The sequence below is a fragment of the Bacillus sp. BF2-3 genome (assembly GCF_008368795.1).
Taxonomy (GTDB): Bacteria; Bacillota; Bacilli; order Bacillales; family Bacillaceae_G; genus Bacillus_A; species Bacillus_A cereus.
In genome coordinates this window covers 1-23,357 of sequence record NZ_QOSA01000007.1, presented here as the reverse complement: position 1 = coordinate 23,357, position 23,357 = coordinate 1, and the positions used below count along the sequence as shown (strand labels likewise).

The following is a 23,357-nucleotide window of genomic DNA, read 5'->3' as shown; positions in this document are numbered from 1 at the left end:
AAAATTCTTGTCCTATATGAATGAGGAGCGCTACCTCAAACGAGGCAACGCATATTTATAACAATGAATATAAAATGGACGCTAACTTTAACGTATCATGCCTTACAACATGATCATCATACTTCGCTAATCCCTCTTGAATAACATCAATATTATTTTCAACAAAACGTTCTTCATCCACTACAACTGGTGTAGACATTTCTTCCTCATATGACTTGCGTAATTCACAAGGAATCTCACGGTTATTTACAATTGCAGTATTGATAAATGGTTGCCCTAAATGATCGTGTAACGCCTGTACATGATCAAAAGCAGTATATCCCATCGTTTCACCCGCTTGTGTCATAACGTTACATACATATACCTTCTTCGCCTTTGCAGCAAGAACAGCGTCTCCAATTTTGTTAACAACTAAATTGGGCAATATACTCGTATACAAACTTCCAGGACCGAAAACAAGTAAATCAGCTCGTTTAATCTCAGCCAACGTTTCATGCAATGGCTCTACATCTTCTGGAGTTAAAAAGACACGATTAATCTTCTTTCCGTAATAAGGAATCTTTGATTCACCTGTTACAATTTCCCCATCTTCAAGTTCCGCATGAAGTACCGCACTTTGATTCGCTGCTGGTAATACACGTCCTCTGACATTTAATACTTTACTTGTTTCTGTAATTGCATGGAAAAAGTCTCCTGTAATCGAGGTCATACCTGCCAACAATAGATTTCCTAACGCATGACCTTTCAGTCCGTCTCCTGTTGTGAAACGGTGCTGAAATAAAGCTTCCACCAGTGGCTCTACATCCGATAACGCAACAAGTACGTTACGGATGTCACCTGGAGGTGGAATTTCTAGCTCATCACGTAATCTACCCGAACTGCCACCATCATCAGCAATTGTAACAACTGCTGTAATATCAACAGGATATTGCTTTAATCCCCTTAATAAAACAGAGAGTCCAGTTCCGCCTCCCATGATGACAATTTTAGGCTTTCTCTCTTTTTTCATCCCTTAATGGCCCTTTCTCTTCTCCACATCACGATGAGATACATGAACACTATACTCTGGTTTCAAATGTTTCCCAAGGTATTCTGTAAGCGTAACAGAACGATGCTGTCCACCTGTACATCCAATTGCAATTACAAGTTGACTTTTGCCTTCTCTTTTATAATGAGGCAGCATGAAAGTAATCAGATCCGTCAACTTCTCTAAAAACTTATGTGTCTCATTAAATTTCAGTACATACGAAGAAACTTCTTCATCTAGTCCTGTTAATGGCTTCATATGTGGAATGTAATATGGATTTGGTAAAAAACGAACATCAAATACTAAATCTGCATCAATTGGAATACCGTACTTAAATCCAAATGACATAACATTTACACGAAATGCTTGCTCAGTTTCTGTTGAGAACAAGTGAACAATTTTTTCACGTAATTCTTTCGGTTTTAAATCCGATGTATCAAGCACAATATTCGCTCGTGCCTTCATATCTGTTAATAAATTACGCTCTGCTTCGATTCCCTTTAACGGCAAACCAGTTGGTGCAAGTGGATGCGAACGTCTCGTTTCTTTATAACGAGTTACAAGCGTACTATCTTTCGCATCTAAAAATAAAATATGAGGAATAATCCATGTACGTTCTGATAAATCATCAAGTGCTCCCCATAAATGTTCGAAAAACTCGCGGCCACGTAAATCAATACCAAGTGCCACTTTATTCATTTTCCCTTTTGAATCCGCCATAAGCTCAATAAACTTTGGCAATAACATCGGTGGTAAATTATCCACACAAAAATATCCTAAATCTTCAAAACTTTGTAAAGCTACTGTTTTTCCGGCTCCAGACATCCCTGTAATAATTACCATTTTTATATCATTATTCTCTGTCATTGTATCCTCTCCTTGACGGTTTAACTCGGATCTAATCGATATGAAAGCAACTCAAAATCTGGGGTATATACAAATGTACCGTAGATTATGCCATTTCCTTTAATTAAATAATCAATAATGTGATAATCTCCTGGCGCCATTGCTAAATCATCAATTTTATCAAATGTATGCCAACCAATGATGCCTTCTTCGCTCTCTAGTTTGTTTTCTCCTGCAAAATCTGTCGCTAAAAAGGAGAACATCATCCATTCAGAAACAACTTTATCACCTTCTTGGATGACAAAGGTGAAGACCCCCTTTAACGCTGGGTTTTTCAAATAAATACCTGTTTCTTCACGATACTCGCGAACAACGGAATCTCTTACAGTCTCACCACGCTCCATTTTCCCGCCTGGTGCAACCCACCAATTTCGGCGAGGTTTTTGGAGTAAGAGTACTTCATTATCTCTAATTAACACACAGTTTGTCACTCTTTGCATGTTTCTTCACCTCAGCTACTTGCAGTAAAATTTCTCACTGCATACTTCTTTCATTATACTATCAAAAACAGTTTGCTACAACGAAGGAGCCAGTCCTCTTTCGCTAAGCATATGCTACTCAGCAATTTTAAAAAAGCTTTCTATAACAAGCAATGTAAATGCTTATACTTTGAATGAATAGCATGAAAAATCCCCTTAACGATTTTTATCGCCAAGGGGATTAAAGCCCTTATTTCTTACCGAAATAAGTAACAATCGCAAATCCTAAAATAAAGGTAATGATTGAACTTATAATTGAAAATCCACCAGTCGGAATCCCAGGGAATACAATTACAATCGAACCGATTACAAGTCCAATAATTGCCGCAAATGTCATACTTTTATAACGATCTAATAAAAAACTAATGCCTTTACTACTTACAACAAATCCAACCATAACACCAGCACCGATAACCACGATTAAAGGTAAGTTAAGTGTAGTTAAAGCGTTAATTGCTGTTGGATACACACCAATAATTAATAAAATAAACGATCCACTAATTCCAGGAAGCAGCATGGCCATGCTAGCCATCCATCCTGCGAAAAATAAACCAATTGCATTTAAAATTGTTAACGTCGTAATTGGATCTGCTGCCTTATCTGGTTTAAAGAAAGCTGTAATCGCAACAAGAATTGCTGCAACTATTAATAAAACGATGTGCTTACCTTTAAACGACGACTTTGCATCAGCTTCCCTCATTAACATCGGTAATATACTAATAATTAAACCGAGGAAGAAAAATTGAGTCGGTTCATAATGATTTGCAAGTAAATATTTAATAACGTGACTTAACGTTAAAAATGCCGCTGCCACACCAGCTGCAAGTGGAATTAAAAATCCTAAATGTTTTTTCCATTCACGACTAAAGAATCCACTAATTGCCGCAAGCAATTGTTCATAAATCCCTAACACAACAGCGATTGTACCGCCGCTCACACCAGGAATTAAATCACTAACGCCCATACAAAATCCACGATATATATTACGCCATTCCATACTGAATAAATTCCTCATTTCTTATAGTGATTTTTTCCGTAAAGTCCAGTATATCAATAAGAAAGCTTATAATCCTTATATTTTTTGACAAAACTTTTACATTTTCACACAAAAAAAGAAGAAAGCTCCTGTCGGTAGCTTTCTTCTCACAAGGTATATTATCCCTTATTTTTCTGATACAGTTTTTAATTCCTCTAATAATTCTTCTACGTAATGTTGTGCACTTTGCGCTGCAATACTACCGTCACCTGTTGCAGTTACAATTTGACGAAGCATTTTTTCACGAACATCACCAGCTGCGAAAATACCAGGAATTTTCGTTTCCATACGCTCGTTCGTTTCAAGGTAACCATTTTCATTTGTAATACCTAGTTCAACAAATGGTTTTGATAAAGGTAACATACCGATGTATACGAATACGCCGTCAGTTTTGACTTCTTTCTCTTCTCCACTATTTACGTCCACAAGTGTTACACTTCCTACTTTACCACTTGCTTCGTTGATTTCTTTTATCGTGTGGTTCCAAATGAAATCTACTTTTTCGTTTTGGAAAGCACGGTCTTGTAAAATTTTCTGTGCACGAAGCGTGTCACGACGGTGAACGATCGTTACTTTTGATGCGAAGCGCGTTAAGAACACACCCTCTTCAACAGCAGAATCTCCGCCGCCAATTACGATAAGTTCTTTTCCTTTAAAGAATGCTCCGTCACATACTGCACAATATGATACACCGCGGCCGCCAAGTTCTGTTTCACCCGGTACACCAATTTTTTTATACTCTGCACCGCTTGCAACGATAATTGCACGTGCTTTATATTCTTTTTTACCAGCAATAATTGTTTTGTATTCCTTACCATCGATGACTTCTTTCACATCACCGTATGCATATTCAGCACCAAATTTCTTCGCATGCTCGAACATTTTATTTGATAAATCTGGTCCTAAAATAGACTCATAACCTGGGTAGTTTTCTACATCTTCCGTGTTTGCCATTTGGCCACCTGGAATACCACGCTCAAGCATTAATGTGCTTAAATTTGCACGAGATGTATATACTGCAGCTGTCATACCAGCTGGTCCTGCACCAATAATAACGACATCATAAATTTTTTCTTCTGACACACTATTCACTCCTATCCATTCCTACACAATTAAGTTACCCTCATTATACTGTTAGCATCATTTTTTTCCCAATGATTTGCTTATCTTATGTGTGCGTACGCTTAACAGCTTGCACATACTTTCGGACAGTCGCTACAGATACATTATATACATCTCCAAGCTCCGACTGTGTCATTTTATTTCCTTGTTCGCCGCGTACAATGTATTCAATCGCAGCTGACCAGCCGTACACATTTGTAAATATGTCTCCAGATGTATATAAACGTATGAACGTACAAAACCAAAAGTGTAAACACTCTTCAATTAATTCATCATCTTTTTTCGTATAATTGTATAATGCATCCGCGATTCTCGCGCACTGCTCAAATTGCTGTAAATCAGCTGGAATACTCTTATGACTATTAAGTAAAAAGAAGTACTTTGCAAGTTGTGATACGATGGGAACACCGTTCTTCGCTTGCGTTATATCAAAGAAGAATCCCACCTTCTCCGGCGTTGACAATTCATTCATTAAATATAAAGCTAGCATTTGTTCTTCTAGCGTCGCACTTTGCTGAAATGATTTTCGTAATTCTTCAAATAACACGTTTTGTCCTTCATCTGCTAAATTCAGCGCATTCCACGGTTCTTTTCCCTTTTTATCAGGATGCAATTCCACGACATATTGCCACATTTTTTCAGCTAGTTGCTGATCTTTCACCATATAAGCAGAATATGCAAACCAATAATAAAAACTAACGTCTCCCTCATATCCTTGACGCTTTAATAGTTTGAACCATTTATATGCATGCTCGAAATAACCAATTGTTGCAAGTGTAGTTCCCAGTTTCAAACGATGTTCAAATGAAATTGGATATACTGAAACTAGCTGTCCCGCTAATGCTTCTACTTGTTTATGCTCTCCAATTGAATATAGAAAAATAAGTGTATTACAAAGCGCATGTATATTACCAGGATTTTTCTCTAAAATCATTTCTGTTAACTTCAGCGCTTTGTCTACATTACCCGATTGAAAATGTGCAATGGCTAAATTATTATGACCTGACCAAAATTCCGGATAATCTTTCGTAACAATTTCTAATGTAGCAATTGCTTCTTCTAATTGTCCATTACGAATATAACGATTCGCTTCTTCCTGCATAACAATTAAATCATCTTCATCTTCAATCTCTTCCGCACCCATTGCTTCTTCTTCCATAATCTCTAGAAGTTCTAATGTATCTTCTACGAATTCCTTCTCTTTTGCAACTTCTAAATAGCGATCCGCATATTTCTTCGCCTGTTGAAATAACCCCATATATGCATAATTATTTGCAATAAAATAATAGCACTGTTCAAGTTCAGGATTAGATCTAACTAACTTTAAGAAGGTTTGATTCGACTCTTGATATTCACCAGCCTCAGATAATACTGTTGCTAATTGACATAAAATAAACGGCTCCTTCTCACTTTGTGCCGCTCTTCGAAAATATTTAATTGCATCTTGCAATTTTTGTCCTTTGTAAGCTCTCATCCCTTTTTTATAAAAGAAGTCCGCTAATTGATTAAAAGAGATAACTTGTCCGTTCTCCTTATATATCCTTTGATTTTTCCCCATATATCCTCCAGTTTTTTGTTTTCTTCGTTCACACATTCTTCTATCTATAAGTATAAACGATTCCGTAAAAAACAAAACAGTATATTATACTCAATTATTTCCTTTTTATTCATAAAAAAAGAGGAGAAATGTTACATTTTCACCATGAACCTTCTCTGGCGGTCATTTGCTCTTTCGTATAAATAATACGCATTGGATTTCCACCTACGAAAGCACCGCTCGGTACATCTCTATGAACAAGTGTGCCAGCTGAAACAGTCGCACCGTCTCCAATTTTCACACCTGGTAATATTGTTACATTCGCTCCAATCATCACTTCATTTCCAATGACGATTTCTCCAAGTCGATATTCACGAATTAAATATTCATGTGCTAAAAGCGTTGTGTTATAGCCAATAATCGAATTCTCTCCCACAGTTATCTTTTCTGGGAACATAATATCCGGCATTACCATAAGCGCAAATGATGTTTTCTTTCCTACTTTCATCCGTAAAAAAGTGCGGTACAACCAATTCTTCACAGATAAACATGGCGTGTAACGTGCAATTTGGATAATAATAAAGTTTTTCATTACCTTCCAAAAAGACACTGTTTTATACACATTCCATAATGAATTTTCTCCTGAAACAGGATAGCGCGTTGTCCGTCGCACTTAGCTCGCTCCTCTACTAACTTACTTGGACCTTTATGAACGGTTCATATTAGACAAAATCGGTAGCAAATCACTCATTTTATCTAGCATAAAGTCCGGCTTGTAAGCCTCTAAATACGCTCTACCTTTCAACGTCCATGAAACCGCAGCTGTTTTCGTCCCCGCATTTTGACCACCGACAATATCATGATGATTATCCCCAACCATCAATGCTTCTTCTGGTTTTGCATCTAATAATTCAAGCGCTTTTTGAAGTGGCTCTGGATGTGGTTTCACATGCTCTACATCATCAATTGTCACGACAACATCAAAAAATTCATCAAGCTTTGACAACTGTAATCCCATCTCAACGGTTTGTCTCGCTTTCGTTGTAACAATACCAACTTTATAACCTTGCTTCTTCAACTCTCGAACTGTTTCATATACAGTTTCATATTCTTCTACTAATTCATCATGATGATCATGGTTAAATTCGCGATAACTTGTAATCATCTCTTCAACCTTACTTTCATCAATCTTACTGAAAGTATCATGCAAAGATGGACCGATAAATGGCAATACATCTTCACGCTTATATTGATTTGGATAATATGTATTTAAAGTATGTAAAAAAGAAGAAATAATAAGTTCGTTTGTATTAATTAAAGTTCCATCTAAATCAAATAAAACTGTATTTATTCTCATCGCCTTAGTCCTTTCGCCTTCCTGAATATGAAAGAAGCAGCATCTTATAATAAGATGCTACTTGTCTCTAATTTTCTAAATATCTTTTATCAGCTTGCCCCATTTTTCGTCTCACAATAATGAAAATAATAGAAATAACAACAAGTCCAATTGACATTACTTGTGCAATACGAAGTGGTCCTAGCATTAAACTATCTGTACGTAAGCCTTCTACGAAGAAGCGTCCTACTGAATACCAAATTAAATATGTGAAGAATAACTCCCCGCGACGTAAATTCACTTTTCTTAATGCAAGTAGTAAAATTACGCCTGCAAAATTCCATAATGATTCATATAAAAACGTCGGATGATAGTACACACCCTCAATATACATTTGATTAATAATAAAATCCGGTAAATGAAGACCTTCTAAAAACTGTCTCGTTACTTCATCACCATGCGCCTCTTGGTTCATAAAGTTTCCCCATCGGCCAATTGCTTGTCCTAGTAAAATACTTGGTGCAGCAATATCAGCCAACTTCCAGAAAGAAAGTCCGCGTCGTTTCGCAAAAAGAACACCTGTAATAACAGCCCCGATTAAACCACCATGAATCGCCAAACCACCTTGACGAATATTAATAATTTGACTCGGGTTTTGTGCGTAATATTCCCATTCAAAAATAACATAGTACATTCTCGCAAAAAGAATAGCGATCGGTACTGCAATTAATACAAGGTCAACAAATGTATCTTTTGGAATACCTAGCCTTTCTCCCTCGCGAGTTGCCAGCCAAAGACCTAATAGCACACCTGTACCGATAATAATCCCGTACCAATACACAGGAAACGGCCCAAGTTGGATAGCTACACGGTCAAGCTGTGGTACAGAAGCTAACAGCATATGTATATGACCTCCCTCTCCAAAGTTTACTCCTGATTTCCTAACTCAATTGCACTCATTAATCGTTCAGAGAACTGCTGTGCTGCATTGACTCCCATACGTTTTAAACGGAAGTTCATCGCTGCTACTTCAATAATAACAGCCAAGTTTCGACCAGGACGAACTGGAAGTGTAATCTTCGTAAGCTCTGTATCAATAATTTTCATCTTCTCTTCATCAAGACCTAAGCGATCGTAATTTTTCTTTTGATCCCAAATTTCAAGATTAATAACAAGTGTAATACGCTTATAATTTCGTACTGCCCCTGCACCGAATAACGTCATAACGTTAATAATACCTAGACCACGAATTTCTAATAAATGCTCGATTAAATCTGGTGAGCTTCCGACTAACATGTCTTCATCTTCTTGACGAATTTCTACACTATCATCCGCAACAAGACGGTGACCACGCTTTACAAGCTCAAGAGCTGTCTCACTTTTACCAACACCACTTTGACCTGTAATTAAAACACCAACACCGTAAATATCTACTAACACACCATGAACAGCAGTTGTTGGTGCTAACTTACCTTCTAAATAGTTGGTTAAACGACTTGATAATCTAGTTGTCGTTTGAGAAGAACGTAATAAAGGCATACCTGATTCACGTGATGCTTGTAATAACTCATCTGGTACATCTTGATTACGAGTTACAATAATACATGGCGTCTCCTCAGTACAAAGCGCTTTCATTCTCTCTTGTTTTTGCTCTGACGTTAACGTGTCAAAGAACGTAAGCTCCGTCTTTCCAAGAAGCTGCACACGATCTGCTGGATAATATGTAAAAAATCCTGCCATTTCAATTCCAGGTCGTGATAAATCACTTGTATCAATCGGACGATGAATGCCTTCTTCACCACTGATTAACTCCAATTGAAATTGTTCAATTAAATCTTTTGTCCTTACTTTCGGCATATGTATAAACCTCCACTCCGCTGCGGGTTCAGTCTCGTTTGATGTAAAATTCCATTCTATCGGATATTGTACCATTTTTTTCTGGAAACAAGAAATACGGTTTCTAATAAATAGAAAAAAACATTTCATACGAATAATGAAATGTTTTTCTTTTTGTCACTTTCTCTTTTTTCCATATAGAGGTTCAACAATTGCCTTTTCAATTATCATATTAAAAATTGAAATACAAATTGCCGCAACAATCGCTACACCAAATCCTGATATATTAAAAGCATCTCCTAATAATGAATCTGCTATTTTTAACGTAATCGCATTAATAACAATTAAGAAGAAGCCGAAAGTTACAACAGTAATTGGTAGCGTAATTAAAATTAAAAATGGCTTTACGAACACATTTAAAACCGCCAATATAATACTCGCAATAATTGCAGTTTGTATATTTGCTACGTAAAATGCATCTGGTGCAATCCCTTTTAAAAGTCCCGATACAGCGATTAACACAACGCTATTTACAAGAAGTGATACAATCCATCTCATTTCGTCACACATCCTTTTAAACATATATATTTCATCATACGCTAATAGATAATAAACGCAAGTATGATACAAACACTTATATCAACTTATTCTATCTTTCATGCTTGTATACCTACTAACACTTCCTCACAAAATAAGGACCACACCACCTATGTTCATGAGTTTTTACAAAGGTCCAAGTGAAATCTTTATCTACGATATAGATATCACCTTTATACGCATCGTCTGTCTCACACAATATATCATCCATATGTAATAAACTCGCATCCTTTATTAACAGTACCTCATCACAGTGTTGATAGAAAATGTAGCAATCCTTTTTCACTTCATTATGAAACGCGTTTTCTCCTTCTTTACCCTCTAAACACTTCTTTTTCTCATAACTAAATATGTGCCATAGATAACCACATGCATACTTATCTCCATAAAGAAAAATATCTTCTTTTTCTTTATCACTTAAATGATTTGCAAAGTGATCCTCCCAGCACTTTCGAAAATATACACCCCAACTTTGAAACTCTCTTACCTTCATATGTTTCTTCCTTAACACCTCTAAAAACTCCATCTTCTCCCCCTATACAATAAAAACCGAGCGTCATTTCCACTCGGTTTTCATCAATAAACTTATTGCGATAACTCTACTTCTTTTATTTTCTCTTTCATTCTTGCTTTATCACGATTTAAAATCTCTTTTAAATACTTACCTGTGTATGAGCGTTCTTCTTTCACTACTTGCTCTGGCGTTCCGGAAGCAACGATTTGTCCACCTTTATCTCCGCCCTCTGGTCCAAGGTCAACGATATAATCAGCTGTTTTAATTACATCTAAATTATGTTCAATTACAAGTACCGTCTCACCGCTCTCAACCAGACGTTGCAGCACTTCTAGAAGACGTGCAATATCATGCGCATGCAAACCAGTCGTTGGCTCATCTAAAATGTATAACGTACGACCTGTAGAACGACGGTGTAATTCAGAAGCTAATTTCACACGCTGTGCTTCCCCACCAGATAATGTTGTTGCTGGTTGACCTAATTTCATATAACCAAGCCCAACATCTACAAGCGTTTGAAGTTTACGCTTAATTTTAGGAATATTGGCGAAGAATTCTACTCCATCTTCAATTGTCATCCCTAACACTTCAGAAATATTCTTATCTTTATATTTCACTTCTAACGTTTCACGATTATATCGTTTACCATGACAAACTTCACACGGAACATACACATCTGGTAGGAAATGCATTTCGATTTTAATAATTCCATCACCACGGCACGCTTCACAACGGCCACCTTTTACATTAAAGCTGAAACGTCCTTTTTGATATCCGCGCACTTTCGCTTCATTCGTTTGTGCAAACACATCACGAATATCATCGAATACACCTGTGTACGTCGCTGGATTAGAACGTGGTGTACGACCAATTGGTGATTGATCAATATCAATTACCTTATCTAAATGTTCAAGACCTTTAATCTCTTTATGAGTACCTGGCTTCGCTTTCGCTTTATATAACTTTTGAGCTAGCGATTTATATAGTACTTCATTAATCATCGTACTTTTACCAGAACCAGATACCCCTGTTACCGCTACAAACGTACCGAGTGGGAATGACATTTTCGCATTCTTTAAGTTATTCTCTTTTGCGCCGACAATCTCTACTTTACGTCCATCACCTTTACGTCTTTCAAGTGGAACTGGAATAAACTCTTTACCACTTAAATACTTCCCTGTTAATGAATTCTCATCTTGCATAACTTCAGCCGGCGTCCCCGCTGAAACGACCTGTCCACCGTGAATACCTGCACCAGGCCCTATATCAAGTAAATAGTCAGCAGCCATCATCGTATCTTCATCATGTTCAACAACGATTAACGTATTACCTAAATCGCGCATTTCTTGCAATGTACGAATAAGACGATCGTTATCACGCTGGTGTAAACCAATTGAAGGCTCATCAAGAATATAAAGTACGCCAGTTAGACGAGAACCAATTTGCGTCGCTAAACGAATACGCTGCGCCTCACCACCTGATAAAGTTCCTGCGGCACGACTTAACGTTAAATAATCTAAACCAACGTTCACTAAGAACCCAACGCGCTCCTGAATTTCTCTTAAAATTAAATGAGCTATTTTTTGTTGCTTCTCCGTTAGCTCTACATTCGAGAAGAATTCTTGTACTTCTTGAACTGAATACTTCGTTACGTCAGCAATCGTTTTATTGCCAACAAATACAGCTAAACTCTCAGGCTTTAAGCGTCCACCTTTACACTTTGGACAAGCTTGTTCTGCCATATACTTTTCCATTTGCTCACGAATGTAATCGGAACTCGTTTCACGATAACGACGTTCAATGTTTGGAATAACACCTTCAAATAAAATCTCATTTTCCTTTACTTGACCAAATTCATTTACATAGCGGAAATAAACTTTCTCTTCCCCGCTTCCGTACAACACTTTATCAAATAAATCTTTCGGTATATTTTTTACAGGCACATCCATATCAACGCCGTAATGATTACATACAGATTGTAAAAGTTGTGGGTAATATTGTGAACTTGTTGGTTCCCAAGGCGCAATCGCATGTTCATTTAATGATAAATCCCAGTTAGGAATAACAAGCTCTAAATCTACCTCTAGCTTTGAACCAAGTCCATCACAAGAAGGACATGCTCCGAACGGACTATTGAATGAGAACATACGCGGCTCTAATTCTCCAATTGAAAAACCACAATGCGGACAAGCGTGATGTTCGCTAAACAGAAGTTCCTCTTCTCCCATAACATCGATTAACACTCGTCCCCCGCCAAGCTTTAATGCACTTTCAAGTGAATCAGCAAGACGGCTTGCGATTCCTTCTTTTACAACAATACGGTCAATTACAACTTCAATGGAATGCTTCTTGTTTTTATCTAACGCAATATCTTCAGATACATCAAGCATTTCACCGTCAACGCGAACACGAACATATCCTTGCTTCTTAATATCTTCAAGTACTTTTACATGCGCACCTTTACGCCCAGAAACGATAGGCGCTAACACTTGTAATTTCGTACGTTCAGGATATTCAAGAACGCGGTCTACCATCTGCTCTACTGTTTGTGACGTAATTTCAATGCCATGATTCGGACAAATTGGCGTACCAATTCGTGCAAATAATAAACGTAAGTAATCATAAATCTCCGTTACCGTTCCGACAGTTGAACGTGGGTTACGACTCGTCGTTTTTTGATCGATTGAAATTGCTGGTGACAATCCTTCAATCGTGTCCACATCCGGCTTATCCATTTGTCCTAAAAACTGGCGCGCATACGCAGATAACGATTCTACGTATCTGCGCTGCCCTTCTGCATAAATCGTATCAAATGCTAATGATGATTTCCCCGAACCAGACAATCCCGTTACAACGACAAGCTGATTTCTCGGAATGGTTACATCAATATTTTTTAAGTTATGTGCTCTAGCACCTTTTACAACGATAAAATCCTTGCTCTTACTCACTTTTTTCACCCTTCCGCTTTTAATTCTAATAGTAAATCTCTTAGTTCAGCTGCACGCTCGAAGTCTAACGCTTTTGCTGCTTCTTTCATCTCTGCTTCCATCTTCGCAATTGTCTTTTCGCGCTCTTTTTTCGTCATTTTCTTAGCAGGAGTTGCTTCGTATGTTTCTGTCTCTTCAGCAGCTGTCGTTGCACGGATAACATCACGAACGCCTTTTTGAATCGTTTTCGGCGTAATACCATGCTCTTCATTGTAAGCTTCTTGTATACTACGACGACGCTTCGTTTCTTCAATCGCAATTCCCATAGATTTCGTTATACGATCTGCATACATAATAACGCGGCCGTTTTCATTACGCGCGGCACGACCGATTGTTTGAATTAATGAACGTTCTGAACGCAAGAACCCTTCCTTATCAGCATCTAAAATAGCTACAAGTGATACTTCCGGAATATCTAATCCTTCTCGCAATAAGTTAATGCCGACAAGTACATCAAATTTACCGAGGCGAAGATCGCGGATAATTTCAATACGTTCTAACGTTTTAATTTCAGAGTGAAGATAGTTAACTTTAATTCCTACATCTTTTAAGTAATCCGTTAAATCCTCTGACATTTTCTTCGTTAAAGTCGTAATTAATACACGTTCATTTTTTGCAATACGATCTTGAATCTCTCCTAATAAATCGTCAATTTGCCCTTCAATTGGTCGTATATCAATTGGTGGATCTAAAAGCCCTGTTGGACGAATAATTTGTTCTATTACTTCTGGCGACTGCTCTAACTCATACGGTCCTGGCGTTGCTGAAACATAAATAACTTGATTCGTTTTCTCTTCAAACTCATCGAATGTGAGCGGTCTATTATCTAAAGCTGACGGCAGACGGAATCCATGATCCACAAGCACTTGCTTACGCGCTTGGTCCCCGTTATACATCGCTCTTACTTGCGGTACTGATACGTGCGATTCATCCATAACGATTAAGAAATCTTTCGGGAAATAGTCTAATAGCGTATACGGCGTTGCCCCCGCTGGACGAAGTGTTAAATGACGGGAGTAGTTTTCAATACCTGAACAAAATCCCATCTCGCGCATCATTTCTAAATCATAACGTGTACGCTGTTCTATACGCTGCGCTTCTAACAACTTGCCGTTTTCATTTAATTCCTTTAAACGCTCTTCTAATTCTTTTTCGATATTTTCAATAGCGACCTTCATCTTTTCTTCACGTGTAACGAAGTGAGATGCTGGGAAGATTGCTACATGCTCACGTTCTGCTAATACTTCACCTGTTAACGCATTTACTTCACGAATACGATCTATTTCATCACCGAAAAATTCGATTCGAATACAATGCTCATCAAGTGATGCCGGGAAGATTTCAACTACATCTCCTCGCACACGGAATGTACCACGCTTGAAATCAATATCATTACGTCCATACTGTACATCAACAAGTTCACGAAGCAATTGATTACGGTCTTTTTCCATACCAACTCGAAGCGAAACAACTAGCTCGCGGTATTCTTCTGGAGAACCTAAGCCATATATACAAGAAACACTCGCAACAATAATTACATCGTCCCGTTCAAATAATGCAGACGTTGCCGAGTGACGCAATTTATCAATTTCATCATTAACCTGCGCATCTTTTTCAATAAACGTATCTGTTTGTGGTACATACGCTTCTGGCTGATAATAATCGTAGTAACTAACAAAATATTCAACTGCATTATTCGGGAAAAAGTCTTTCAACTCACTATATAACTGCCCTGCTAACGTTTTATTATGAGCCATAACAAGTGTTGGCTTTTGCACTTCTTTAATGACATTTGAAATCGTAAATGTCTTACCCGTTCCTGTTGCTCCAAGCAACACTTGCTTTTTCTTTCCACTATTAATTCCCTCTACAAGCTTCTCTATAGCTACCGGCTGATCACCTTGCGGGGAATACGCTGAGACAATTTCAAATTGACATTCCAAAAAAATCCGACCTCCTCATAAAAAATCTGTATTATTATTTTACCACGAATACCTATAAAAAACCTAAAAAAACGAACAGATATTCGGTAAAGTTTTCGACAATATACACATAGAAAAAGGAAGGAGTAAATACTGCCTTCCTCTACTAACTCTATTTTTTTGATACATATAATAAGTCATATCCATTGCGTCCATCTTCATTCGTACAATCTGTTAACCGATAAGTACTTTCTGATTCGCGCTGCTCTTTAACAATACTTTTACAACTATCTTTATGTAATCCTTTATGGTCACCAGCAAACTTGTCTTGTCTACTATCTAACACATAAAGGATATCTTTCCCACTATGCTCTAACGTTTGAAAAACCGGGTCACCTTCATCGGTATACTGTACAATTCTTATTTTATCAACTTCCCCTTGATCAACGTTCATAACGAACTGTTCGAATTTATCTAGATTGGAAGTTCCTACTCCCTTTACAATGACATCATTCTTCTTATCAATTGTAGTGCTAGATGGTGAACATGCTACTAAACTAAAGAGAAATAGACATATACAGCTGATTCTTTTTTCTATTGTCATCCTCTCCTATAAAAATTATTTGTATACCAGAAAAGCTACTTTCAACTATGAAAGTAGCTTTTCTTTTCCTTTCTCCTTCTTCGGAAAAATCACATATGAAAATGAAATTGCTGTATCAACTAAAAATACAATCGCCCACACTTGGCTCACGCGACTTGCAGCTTTATTTAAAACGATTCCCGATTCTAACCAATTACCCCATTGTTCAAATGGAATAAATCCATACGCGAAGAAAAAGAATATGTGCACACCAACGAATAAAACAAGATGTAATACCCAATTTTTTATTTCCTGCTTTGCATAGGCCATGCCTGTTAATTCTACCTGTTCTTCAATAATAGGCGCCGGTTCATTACGCCATTTCGCAACTGATTTTTGTGCAAATATATCAAGCTTCTTCAAATCCTTTTTCCCGTAGAAAACTGCATACAATAAAATAATTACAGTAATAATTTGAAAGTTAGAGAACTTTCCTGTTTGATAATAGTCCACTACTCCTAAAGTTAAAATAAACACTTCATTTACGAGGAGTACAATTCCCATAATAAAACTCGCCTTTTTCAAACGGAATCCGTAGCGAAGTAAAAAGAAACCGATAGCTGATAACCAAAATACAATTTCTGCCCCAATTAAAAAATACCAACGATATTCTGCGAGTATGCTCATTTATCCTTCTCCCTTTCATCATAAATACGAAAAGCCTCATCCATATACACTAAAAGTTCTTCTTCAATTGGATACATGCTCATTTTCTGTGAATCTTCCTTCGATTTTCTAACTTCCCATAACTTATCTAAAAACGCTTCATCACCATTGGCCATTTCTAAACACTTCTGCATTAATCTCTTCATTGCCCCTTGTACCTCATCACTAGCAGCTTCTTTACCGTCTTTCATAAAAGTGCGTAATTGCTTTAATAAATCTACCCATTCTAAAACATTCGGATCTTCCTTACTCATGTTTGGTAAATTATGAAGCAATTTTTGTTCTTCCTTTGAAAATACTTCATTTTGAAATATTTCACGTATACGAGGAGACTGCTTCGAAAGCTGAATCAGTTCAAACATAACTTTCCAATCGAGTTCTCCCTCCACATCTACCGAATAAACAACTGCTTGTAAAACACTCTCCATTCGATTAAATTTCTTTTGTTCTTCCTGTACAAACCGAAGTTGTTTTTCAAGCGAATTTTTTAAATCCAGCTCACCTTTTACTAACATATTCGCAGTTTCTTTTAATGAAAATCCCATTTCTTTTAAAAATAAAATTTGTTGCAAACGAATAACGTCATTTTCACTATATAACCGATGTCCACCCTCTGTTTTTCCGCTCGGCTTTAATAAATCTATTTGATCATAATAACGTAGTGTACGTACTGTAACCCCTGTTTCTCTCGTCAATTCTTGTATTGAAATCACTACCATCACCTCTTCCCTTTCATTATAAAAGATGACGTTACGTAACTTTCAAGCTTTTTGTAAAAAAAATACAAAAAGCTGTTTATACAAAATGTATAAACAGCTTTTATGGAAATAACCCCTTTTGTATGGCGCGCCCACAAAATAAAATAAGTGCTCCAACAACAACACTCGTTGCCGTTTTATGATAATGGGCTAATAATAATAAATAATACGATAAACCTACAGTACCAATCATAATACAAATACTCGGCACTGGATTACGAGAAAAGTTTTGCATTCCCCAAAGAAGCGAAAATATAGCTGTAGCGACACATAACACCGGTAATCCCATCCCAGTTCCCCTTTTTCTATCTATTATTCCTTGTTGCTAACACGCTCGTTGATGCGATACTAATTAATAAATCAAAACCAATCCTTATATATTTAAACGTTTACTCTAATTGAAATCTCTCAAGCTTATCATTTATTTTCTTTCTCCTTACTCCAGCGTAAATATTTCCTCCACCTTCACTCCAAAATATTTGGCAATTTTTAAAGATAACTCTAGACTCGGATTGTAATGATGATTTTCAATCGCCACTATCGTCTGCCGCGTCACCTGCATCACCTTTGCCATTTCAACTTGTGTTATATGATTTTGCTTTCTTAACTCTTTTATTTTATTTTTCACACCCATAGGATCCACCTTCAAAAGTAAAGATATCTTTACTTAAATTATAAATATTTTCCAGTTATAAGTAAAGATATCTTTACAAATTTTAGAAAAATGTTTCATTGAACATCTACTCTAACAAAGTACAAGAGTAATTCAATTTATATCAGCGATTTTCTAAATATATCAGTGCAACTTGAAATATATCAGCGATTTCCCAAATATATCAGCGCAACTCCATTTATATCGGCGATTTTCCAAATATATCGACATCCGTAGCGCTACTATAATCATAAGAAAAAGCTGTCCCCAAATACCTTCGGGAACAGCTTTCTCCTCTACTACATAAATCCTAACGCATATACAAGAACGTATCCAAGAACCGATAAGCAAACCGAGCCAATCAGCCCCGCCACAAATGCTTTACTTCCTAATTTACGGAACGTTTTAAACTCTACATTTAAACCGAGCCCTGCCATCGCCATTGCGATAAGCATGTAAGCAAGAACAACAATGTATCCCGCAACAACTTCTGGAATAATCCCGAGCGAATGCACTGCACTCATCGCTAAGAACCCGAAAATGAACCATGGTATTGGAAGTTCGCGCCATGATCTTTTTCCCTCGCTACCTTCACTCTTACCAAACCATAATCCGATTAAAATCGCTACTGGTACAAGCATTGCAACGCGCGTTAGTTTCACGATAACTGCGATATCTACAGCCGTGCTTCCTCCTGGCGCCGCAGCCGCAATTACGTGAGCAATTTCATGCAGTGTCGCCCCTGAGAACACTCCATATCCGTATGGAGATAGGCCAAGCACTGGATATAATAACGTATAAATAAGCGTAAATATTGTACCTAAAATTGCAATGATCGCCGCTCCAACTGCTGTTTCGTCATCTTTTGCTTTCACTTGCGGTGCAATTGCCACAACCGCGGCCGCGCCGCAAATTGCCGTACCGCATGCTGTTAAAATCCCAAGTTTCTTTTCTACTTTAAATACTTTCGTTAGTCCGTATACAACAAAAATAGTAAATGTAATAACAACCGCCGCGATGACCAATACTTTCGGCCCCGCCTTCGCAATATCAACAAGATTTAATCGCATTCCAAGTAAGATGATCCCAAAGCGCAGTAACTTCTTGCTCGCAAAGTTCGTTCCTGCAATCGCATCATGAGGAACTCCAATTGCAGCGCGCCAAACCATCCCAATTAGAATAGCAATTACTAATTGTCCCATAATATTTAAAAATGGAAGCTCTGCTAAATATTTCGCGGCAATTGCGATTAATAATGTAATCCCAATTCCTTGCGAAAATCCAAAGCCCTTCTTCTTTTGTATAACAAGTGTTTGTTCCACCTTGTACCACCCCAATAATCGTATTGGAACATGCATGTTCTTTCTACTTACATTATAAGAGAGTTTCTATAATAAGTTTAATACCAATACCAAATCTCTATCATCAGAAATACTTATGATAAGATGAAAGAAAAACGAAAGGAGCTTTGCAAATGAACGTAGACATTTTAAAAATTTTTGTTACTGTCGTTGAACAGAAACACTTCTCTCGTGCAGCGGAATTATTAAATCTTTCACAGCCTGGCGTAAGTATGCATATACGCAACTTAGAAAACGAATTTGGAACTACACTCATTCAGCGATCTCCGAAACATGTCCAAGTCACGGAAGCTGGAAATATATTATATATTCATGCAAAGCAAATGCTCTCTCTTTACGAAGATGCTAAGCAAGAAATTAATGAACTACATAACGTTGTAACAGGAACACTTCGCATCGGTGCTAGTTTTACAATTGGCGAATACTTACTTCCAAAAATACTCGCTAACTATGCGAATGAAAATCCACGCGTCGAAGTGCATACCTTTATCTCAAATACAGAAGAAGTTTTGCAAAGTCTTCGCTCTAATCAAATTGATATCGGCTTAGTGGAAGGGCAAGTCGTATACGCTGATGTTAACGTTGAAACATTTATGCAAGATGAAATGAAGCTCGTCGTTCCGCCAAATCATCCACTACTCCGCACAAAGGAAATAAATGAAAGCACACTCCAAGATCAAGTATGGGTACTAAGAGAAAGTGGTTCTGGTACACGCGCTTATAGTGACCGCTTTATTCATCAACACCATTTAAAAATGAAACGATTCTTTACATTCAGTAGTATCCAAAGTGTAAAGGAAGCTGTTAGTGCCGGTCTTGGCATCGCTATACTTTCTGATTGGACTGTACGGAAAGAGCTACTAGCAAAAGAACTATTCCACGTCGAAGTTCCAAATGAACAACTAATCCGTCCGTTTTCCATCGTACGCGGTAAATATTTCATTCCATCTAAAGCCATTCAAGTGTTCTTAAATCATGTAGATTCTTTTGCGAAAAAACAGAGTTGACCCTCACATTAGTGTGAAGGTTTACAATACATGTAGAAGGAGTGAAACGCATTGCGAATTGGAGAATTATCAAAAGAAACTGGCGTTAGTGAAAGATCACTAAGACATTACGAAGAAAAGGGCTTACTCCCTTCTAAGCGCCTCGCAAATGGTTACCGTGATTTTGATGAAAGTGCCATCGAAAAAGTGGAGCTTATTCAAATGTACTTACAAATTGGCTTAAATTTAGAAGAGACGGCAAGGATGCTGCGCTGCCTTGAAATTGAACCGCACCTGTACGACAATCCGTGTAGCAGTATCCTTACGCTTTACGAAGATAAACTCAATGAAGTAACAAAGCAAATCACATTACTTTCCAACATCCAAGCGAATTTGCAAAAACACGTTTCACTCCTAAAACAAGCAAAAGAAAAGGAATGATTACATGTTTGTTATACATGGCAGTTCAAGACAAAACGGAAATACAGAAGCTTTAACACATATGATGATAGAGGACATTGAAACAGAACAAATTTATTTGCGTGATCATACCGTCTATCCTATTACAGACCAACGTCATGATGCAGAAGGATTCCAATCCGTAAATGATGACTATGAGCAGTTAACCAAACGCATGCTAGAGCACGACACGATTATCTTTGCTACACCATTATATTGGTACGGAATGAGTGGACATATGAAAAACTTTGTTGATCGCTGGTCACAAAGCTTGCGCGATACATCTCTTCATTTCAAAGAAAAAATGAAAGGCAAAAAAATGTATGTTGTCATCGTTGGCGGGGATAATCCAAAGCTAAAAGCATTACCGCTTATTGCTCAATTCCAATATATCTTTGATTTTGTTGGTTCTTCATTTGAAGGTTATGTTATTGGAGATGCGAATGGACTGGATGAAATTAAAAACGATGCTGAGGCGCTGGCAAAAGCAAAATTGTATAATAATAAATTCAAAAATAGCGAACAGAAATAAGTTTGACAAACCCTTTTGTATGCGCATACAATAAAAGTAATATTATGAAAGGAAGGTACTTTGACCAATGAAGTTCTAATTCTCTTATTTATTTCATCCATCACAAATAGTGAACAAAAATGATGAAAACTAGCAGGGGATTAGTCTGTCCATTTGTCGATACTTTCTTTCGAAACGATCATGTAAAAAATCGTTTATTTATGTACGATTTTTTACATACAAGGGCGACATTTATCCTCTCTAGTGAAACTAGGGAGGTTTTTTTATGACTATTTTATTCGCACGTAATATTGAAAAGAGCTTTGGTGATCGCACACTATTTACATTACCATCACTGGAAATTCAAGCACAGGATCGCATAGGAATTGTCGGAGTCAACGGAGCTGGTAAATCTACGTTATTGCAAATATTAAGTAAAGAAATAGAAGCTGATAGAGGCATAGTAACTCATCATAGTTCTATCGCCATCATTCCTCAGCTCAGCGAAGAACTACCGGAAACCGCTTCTTCTCTCGCAAAAGGAAAATGGAGTATTTCAAACGTTACCGACGCAATGAGCGGCGGTGAACGAATGCGACTAAAGATTGCGCATGCTCTCGAACAAAATGCAGGCATTTTATTCGCTGATGAACCAACAAGCCACTTAGATATGGTCGGTACAGAGCAATTAGAAAAGGCACTTTCATCTTATAAAGGGGCACTTGTTTTAATATCGCATGACCGTGAATTTCTAGATAATATATGTACCAAAATTATTGAAATTGAAGACGGTATTATTCAAGAGTACAAAGGTAATTATTCAAACTATCGAAAACAAAAAGAACGTGAACGAATACAAAAACAAGCAGAATATGAGCAATATATACAAGAAAAAAATCGTTTAGAACAGTCCATTCTACAAAGAAAGCAACGTGCTTCTAACATGAAAAAAATCCCAACACGGTTCAGTTCATCTGAATCTAGACTTTATAGGTTAAGTGGGGCTCATGGCCAAGAACAGGTTAGTAAAGCAGCGAAAGCATTAGAGACACGTCTCGAAAAACTAGAAAAGAAGGAAAAGCCAAAGGATCTTTCTCAAGCTCAATTTGACGTGCAATACCATACACCCATTCATAGTAAGGTGGCAGTACAATTCAATAAAGCAACAAAGAAAATAGGCGACCGTATACTATTTAAAAATATGAATGGAACTATTGCCCCTGGTGCAAAGCTTGCCGTTTTAGGGGCAAATGGTAGCGGCAAAACCACTTTGTTCAACATGCTTCTCACAAACGAGCGTGGCATGCAGCTATCGAAAAGTTGTAAAATTGGATACTTCGAACAAACATTATCTATTTTAAAAACAGATAAAACCATTTTAGAAAATGTTCTAGAAGAAACAAACTATACAGAAGCATTCGTTCGCACAATACTTGCACGACTTCTATTCCGCCGTGAGGATGTTCATAAACCTGTGCACGTTCTAAGCGGGGGTGAACGAATGAAGGTTGCACTCGCAAAAGTATTTTTAGGAAACTATAATATGCTTCTGCTAGATGAACCGACAAACTATTTAGACTTAGCAACGCAAGAAGAATTAGAAACCATGTTACAAGAATATCCTGGCACAATACTTTTCATTAGCCATGACCGTGCCTTTATTCGCTCTGTTGCAGACCATATTCTACAAGTAGATGAGAGTGAACCTAGAGTATTCCACGGTAATTACGAGCAACACACAAAAAGAACCACCGGAGATTCTGTAAACGTTACTGAGCAAGAGTTGTTACGATTACAAACAAAATTAACAGAAGTCATCGGCCGAATTTCCATACCAAATCATCACAATGATATCTCATCTCTCGAACAAGAATACGAAACATTATTAGTTAAAATCCGGAAATGTAAAGAAGCACTCTAATGTCTTCCCTATATATCGACGGGACCTTCCGCATTTCCCAAGAAATATGGAATCTTCGACATAGAATACAAAAAGCCGTGCATTGAAGTGACCCCTAAAAG

At 37.3% G+C, this 23,357-nt stretch carries 24 protein-coding genes; 4 read left to right on the top strand and 20 right to left on the bottom strand.

Translation table 11 applies throughout. From position 1 onward, the window contains the following. Positions 1 to 55: 55 nt before the first annotated feature. The 20 genes from DN401_RS07580 to DN401_RS07485 form a co-directional block, all read right to left on the bottom strand. Complete coding sequence (locus DN401_RS07580) at positions 56 to 1,009, bottom strand: gluconeogenesis factor YvcK family protein (protein WP_000712188.1); 954 nt, start codon at positions 1,007 to 1,009, stop codon at positions 56 to 58. A gap of 3 nt (positions 1,010 to 1,012) precedes the next feature. After that, positions 1,013 to 1,894, bottom strand: a complete 882-nt coding sequence (gene rapZ / locus DN401_RS07575) for an RNase adapter RapZ (RefSeq protein ID WP_000138459.1) — start codon at positions 1,892 to 1,894, stop codon at positions 1,013 to 1,015. Between the two features lie 20 nt (positions 1,895 to 1,914). Further along, a complete protein-coding gene (locus tag DN401_RS07570; protein WP_001190080.1) occupies positions 1,915 to 2,373 on the bottom strand; it encodes an NUDIX hydrolase in 459 nt (152 codons plus the stop codon). Positions 2,374 to 2,602: 229 nt separating this feature from the next. After that, positions 2,603 to 3,409 carry a DUF368 domain-containing protein gene (locus DN401_RS07565; RefSeq protein WP_000455196.1) on the bottom strand — a complete coding sequence of 269 codons (807 nt, stop codon included), beginning with the start codon at positions 3,407 to 3,409 and terminating at the stop codon, positions 2,603 to 2,605. A 165-nt stretch (positions 3,410 to 3,574) separates the two neighbouring features. Further along, complete coding sequence (gene trxB / locus DN401_RS07560) at positions 3,575 to 4,531, bottom strand: thioredoxin-disulfide reductase (protein ID WP_001288078.1); 957 nt, start codon at positions 4,529 to 4,531, stop codon at positions 3,575 to 3,577. An 85-nt stretch (positions 4,532 to 4,616) separates the two neighbouring features. Continuing rightward, positions 4,617 to 6,128, bottom strand: a complete 1,512-nt coding sequence (locus DN401_RS07555) for a tetratricopeptide repeat protein (RefSeq protein ID WP_000517741.1) — start codon at positions 6,126 to 6,128, stop codon at positions 4,617 to 4,619. A 139-nt stretch (positions 6,129 to 6,267) separates the two neighbouring features. Then, positions 6,268 to 6,780, bottom strand: a complete 513-nt coding sequence (locus DN401_RS07550) for an acyltransferase (protein WP_001255055.1) — start codon at positions 6,778 to 6,780, stop codon at positions 6,268 to 6,270. Positions 6,781 to 6,813: 33 nt separating this feature from the next. After that, complete coding sequence (gene ppaX, locus DN401_RS07545) at positions 6,814 to 7,464, bottom strand: pyrophosphatase PpaX (RefSeq protein WP_001222403.1); 651 nt, start codon at positions 7,462 to 7,464, stop codon at positions 6,814 to 6,816. Between the two features lie 67 nt (positions 7,465 to 7,531). After that, positions 7,532 to 8,344: a prolipoprotein diacylglyceryl transferase gene (gene lgt, locus DN401_RS07540; RefSeq protein WP_000922849.1), complete on the bottom strand. Its 813-nt coding sequence runs from the start codon at positions 8,342 to 8,344 to the stop codon at positions 7,532 to 7,534. Between the two features lie 26 nt (positions 8,345 to 8,370). Further along, positions 8,371 to 9,300, bottom strand: a complete 930-nt coding sequence (gene hprK / locus DN401_RS07535) for an HPr(Ser) kinase/phosphatase (RefSeq protein WP_001127250.1) — start codon at positions 9,298 to 9,300, stop codon at positions 8,371 to 8,373. 156 nt (positions 9,301 to 9,456) lie between these two features. Continuing rightward, entirely contained in the window at positions 9,457 to 9,837 is a 381-nt protein-coding gene (locus tag DN401_RS07530; protein WP_001267310.1) for a phage holin family protein, read from the bottom strand. A 115-nt stretch (positions 9,838 to 9,952) separates the two neighbouring features. Next, positions 9,953 to 10,402: a DUF4275 family protein gene (locus DN401_RS07525; RefSeq protein ID WP_000394736.1), complete on the bottom strand. Its 450-nt coding sequence runs from the start codon at positions 10,400 to 10,402 to the stop codon at positions 9,953 to 9,955. Between the two features lie 59 nt (positions 10,403 to 10,461). Beyond that, entirely contained in the window at positions 10,462 to 13,338 is a 2,877-nt protein-coding gene (gene uvrA, locus DN401_RS07520) for an excinuclease ABC subunit UvrA (protein WP_000045572.1), read from the bottom strand. Positions 13,339 to 13,343: 5 nt separating this feature from the next. Then, a complete protein-coding gene (gene uvrB / locus DN401_RS07515; RefSeq protein WP_149287648.1) occupies positions 13,344 to 15,320 on the bottom strand; it encodes an excinuclease ABC subunit B in 1,977 nt (658 codons plus the stop codon). Between the two features lie 151 nt (positions 15,321 to 15,471). Then, positions 15,472 to 15,903, bottom strand: a complete 432-nt coding sequence (locus DN401_RS07510) for a DUF4362 domain-containing protein (RefSeq protein ID WP_000151273.1) — start codon at positions 15,901 to 15,903, stop codon at positions 15,472 to 15,474. Positions 15,904 to 15,948: 45 nt separating this feature from the next. Then, complete coding sequence (locus DN401_RS07505) at positions 15,949 to 16,569, bottom strand: hypothetical protein (protein WP_000025211.1); 621 nt, start codon at positions 16,567 to 16,569, stop codon at positions 15,949 to 15,951. After that, positions 16,566 to 17,327, bottom strand: coding sequence for a MerR family transcriptional regulator (locus DN401_RS07500; RefSeq protein WP_000260344.1), 762 nt, complete (start codon positions 17,325 to 17,327; stop codon positions 16,566 to 16,568). Before DN401_RS07500 ends, DN401_RS07505 begins: the two co-directional genes overlap by 4 nt. Before the next feature lie 100 nt (positions 17,328 to 17,427). Continuing rightward, positions 17,428 to 17,655 (bottom strand): hypothetical protein, encoded by a 228-nt coding sequence (locus DN401_RS07495; RefSeq protein ID WP_000524139.1) that lies wholly within the window; start codon positions 17,653 to 17,655, stop codon positions 17,428 to 17,430. 147 nt (positions 17,656 to 17,802) lie between these two features. After that, on the bottom strand, positions 17,803 to 18,000 hold the full coding sequence (locus tag DN401_RS07490) for a helix-turn-helix transcriptional regulator (RefSeq protein ID WP_000538370.1): 198 nt from the start codon (positions 17,998 to 18,000) through the stop codon (positions 17,803 to 17,805). A gap of 317 nt (positions 18,001 to 18,317) precedes the next feature. Beyond that, the gene (locus DN401_RS07485) at positions 18,318 to 19,340 is read right to left on the bottom strand and encodes a YeiH family protein (RefSeq protein WP_000438415.1); all 1,023 of its coding nucleotides are present in this window, start codon (positions 19,338 to 19,340) and stop codon (positions 18,318 to 18,320) included. Positions 19,341 to 19,492: 152 nt separating this feature from the next. Between DN401_RS07485 and DN401_RS07480 the strand changes: the two genes are divergently transcribed. From DN401_RS07480 to abc-f, 4 genes are all read left to right on the top strand, one after another. Further along, on the top strand, positions 19,493 to 20,386 hold the full coding sequence (locus tag DN401_RS07480) for a LysR family transcriptional regulator (RefSeq protein ID WP_001100009.1): 894 nt from the start codon (positions 19,493 to 19,495) through the stop codon (positions 20,384 to 20,386). A 51-nt stretch (positions 20,387 to 20,437) separates the two neighbouring features. Next, positions 20,438 to 20,806, top strand: a complete 369-nt coding sequence (locus DN401_RS07475; RefSeq protein ID WP_001219204.1) for a MerR family transcriptional regulator — start codon at positions 20,438 to 20,440, stop codon at positions 20,804 to 20,806. A 4-nt stretch (positions 20,807 to 20,810) separates the two neighbouring features. Continuing rightward, a complete protein-coding gene (locus DN401_RS07470) occupies positions 20,811 to 21,356 on the top strand; it encodes a flavodoxin family protein (RefSeq protein ID WP_074553741.1) in 546 nt (181 codons plus the stop codon). A 265-nt stretch (positions 21,357 to 21,621) separates the two neighbouring features. Further along, a complete protein-coding gene (gene abc-f / locus DN401_RS07465; RefSeq protein WP_149287647.1) occupies positions 21,622 to 23,256 on the top strand; it encodes a ribosomal protection-like ABC-F family protein in 1,635 nt (544 codons plus the stop codon). Positions 23,257 to 23,357: the final 101 nt, after the last annotated feature.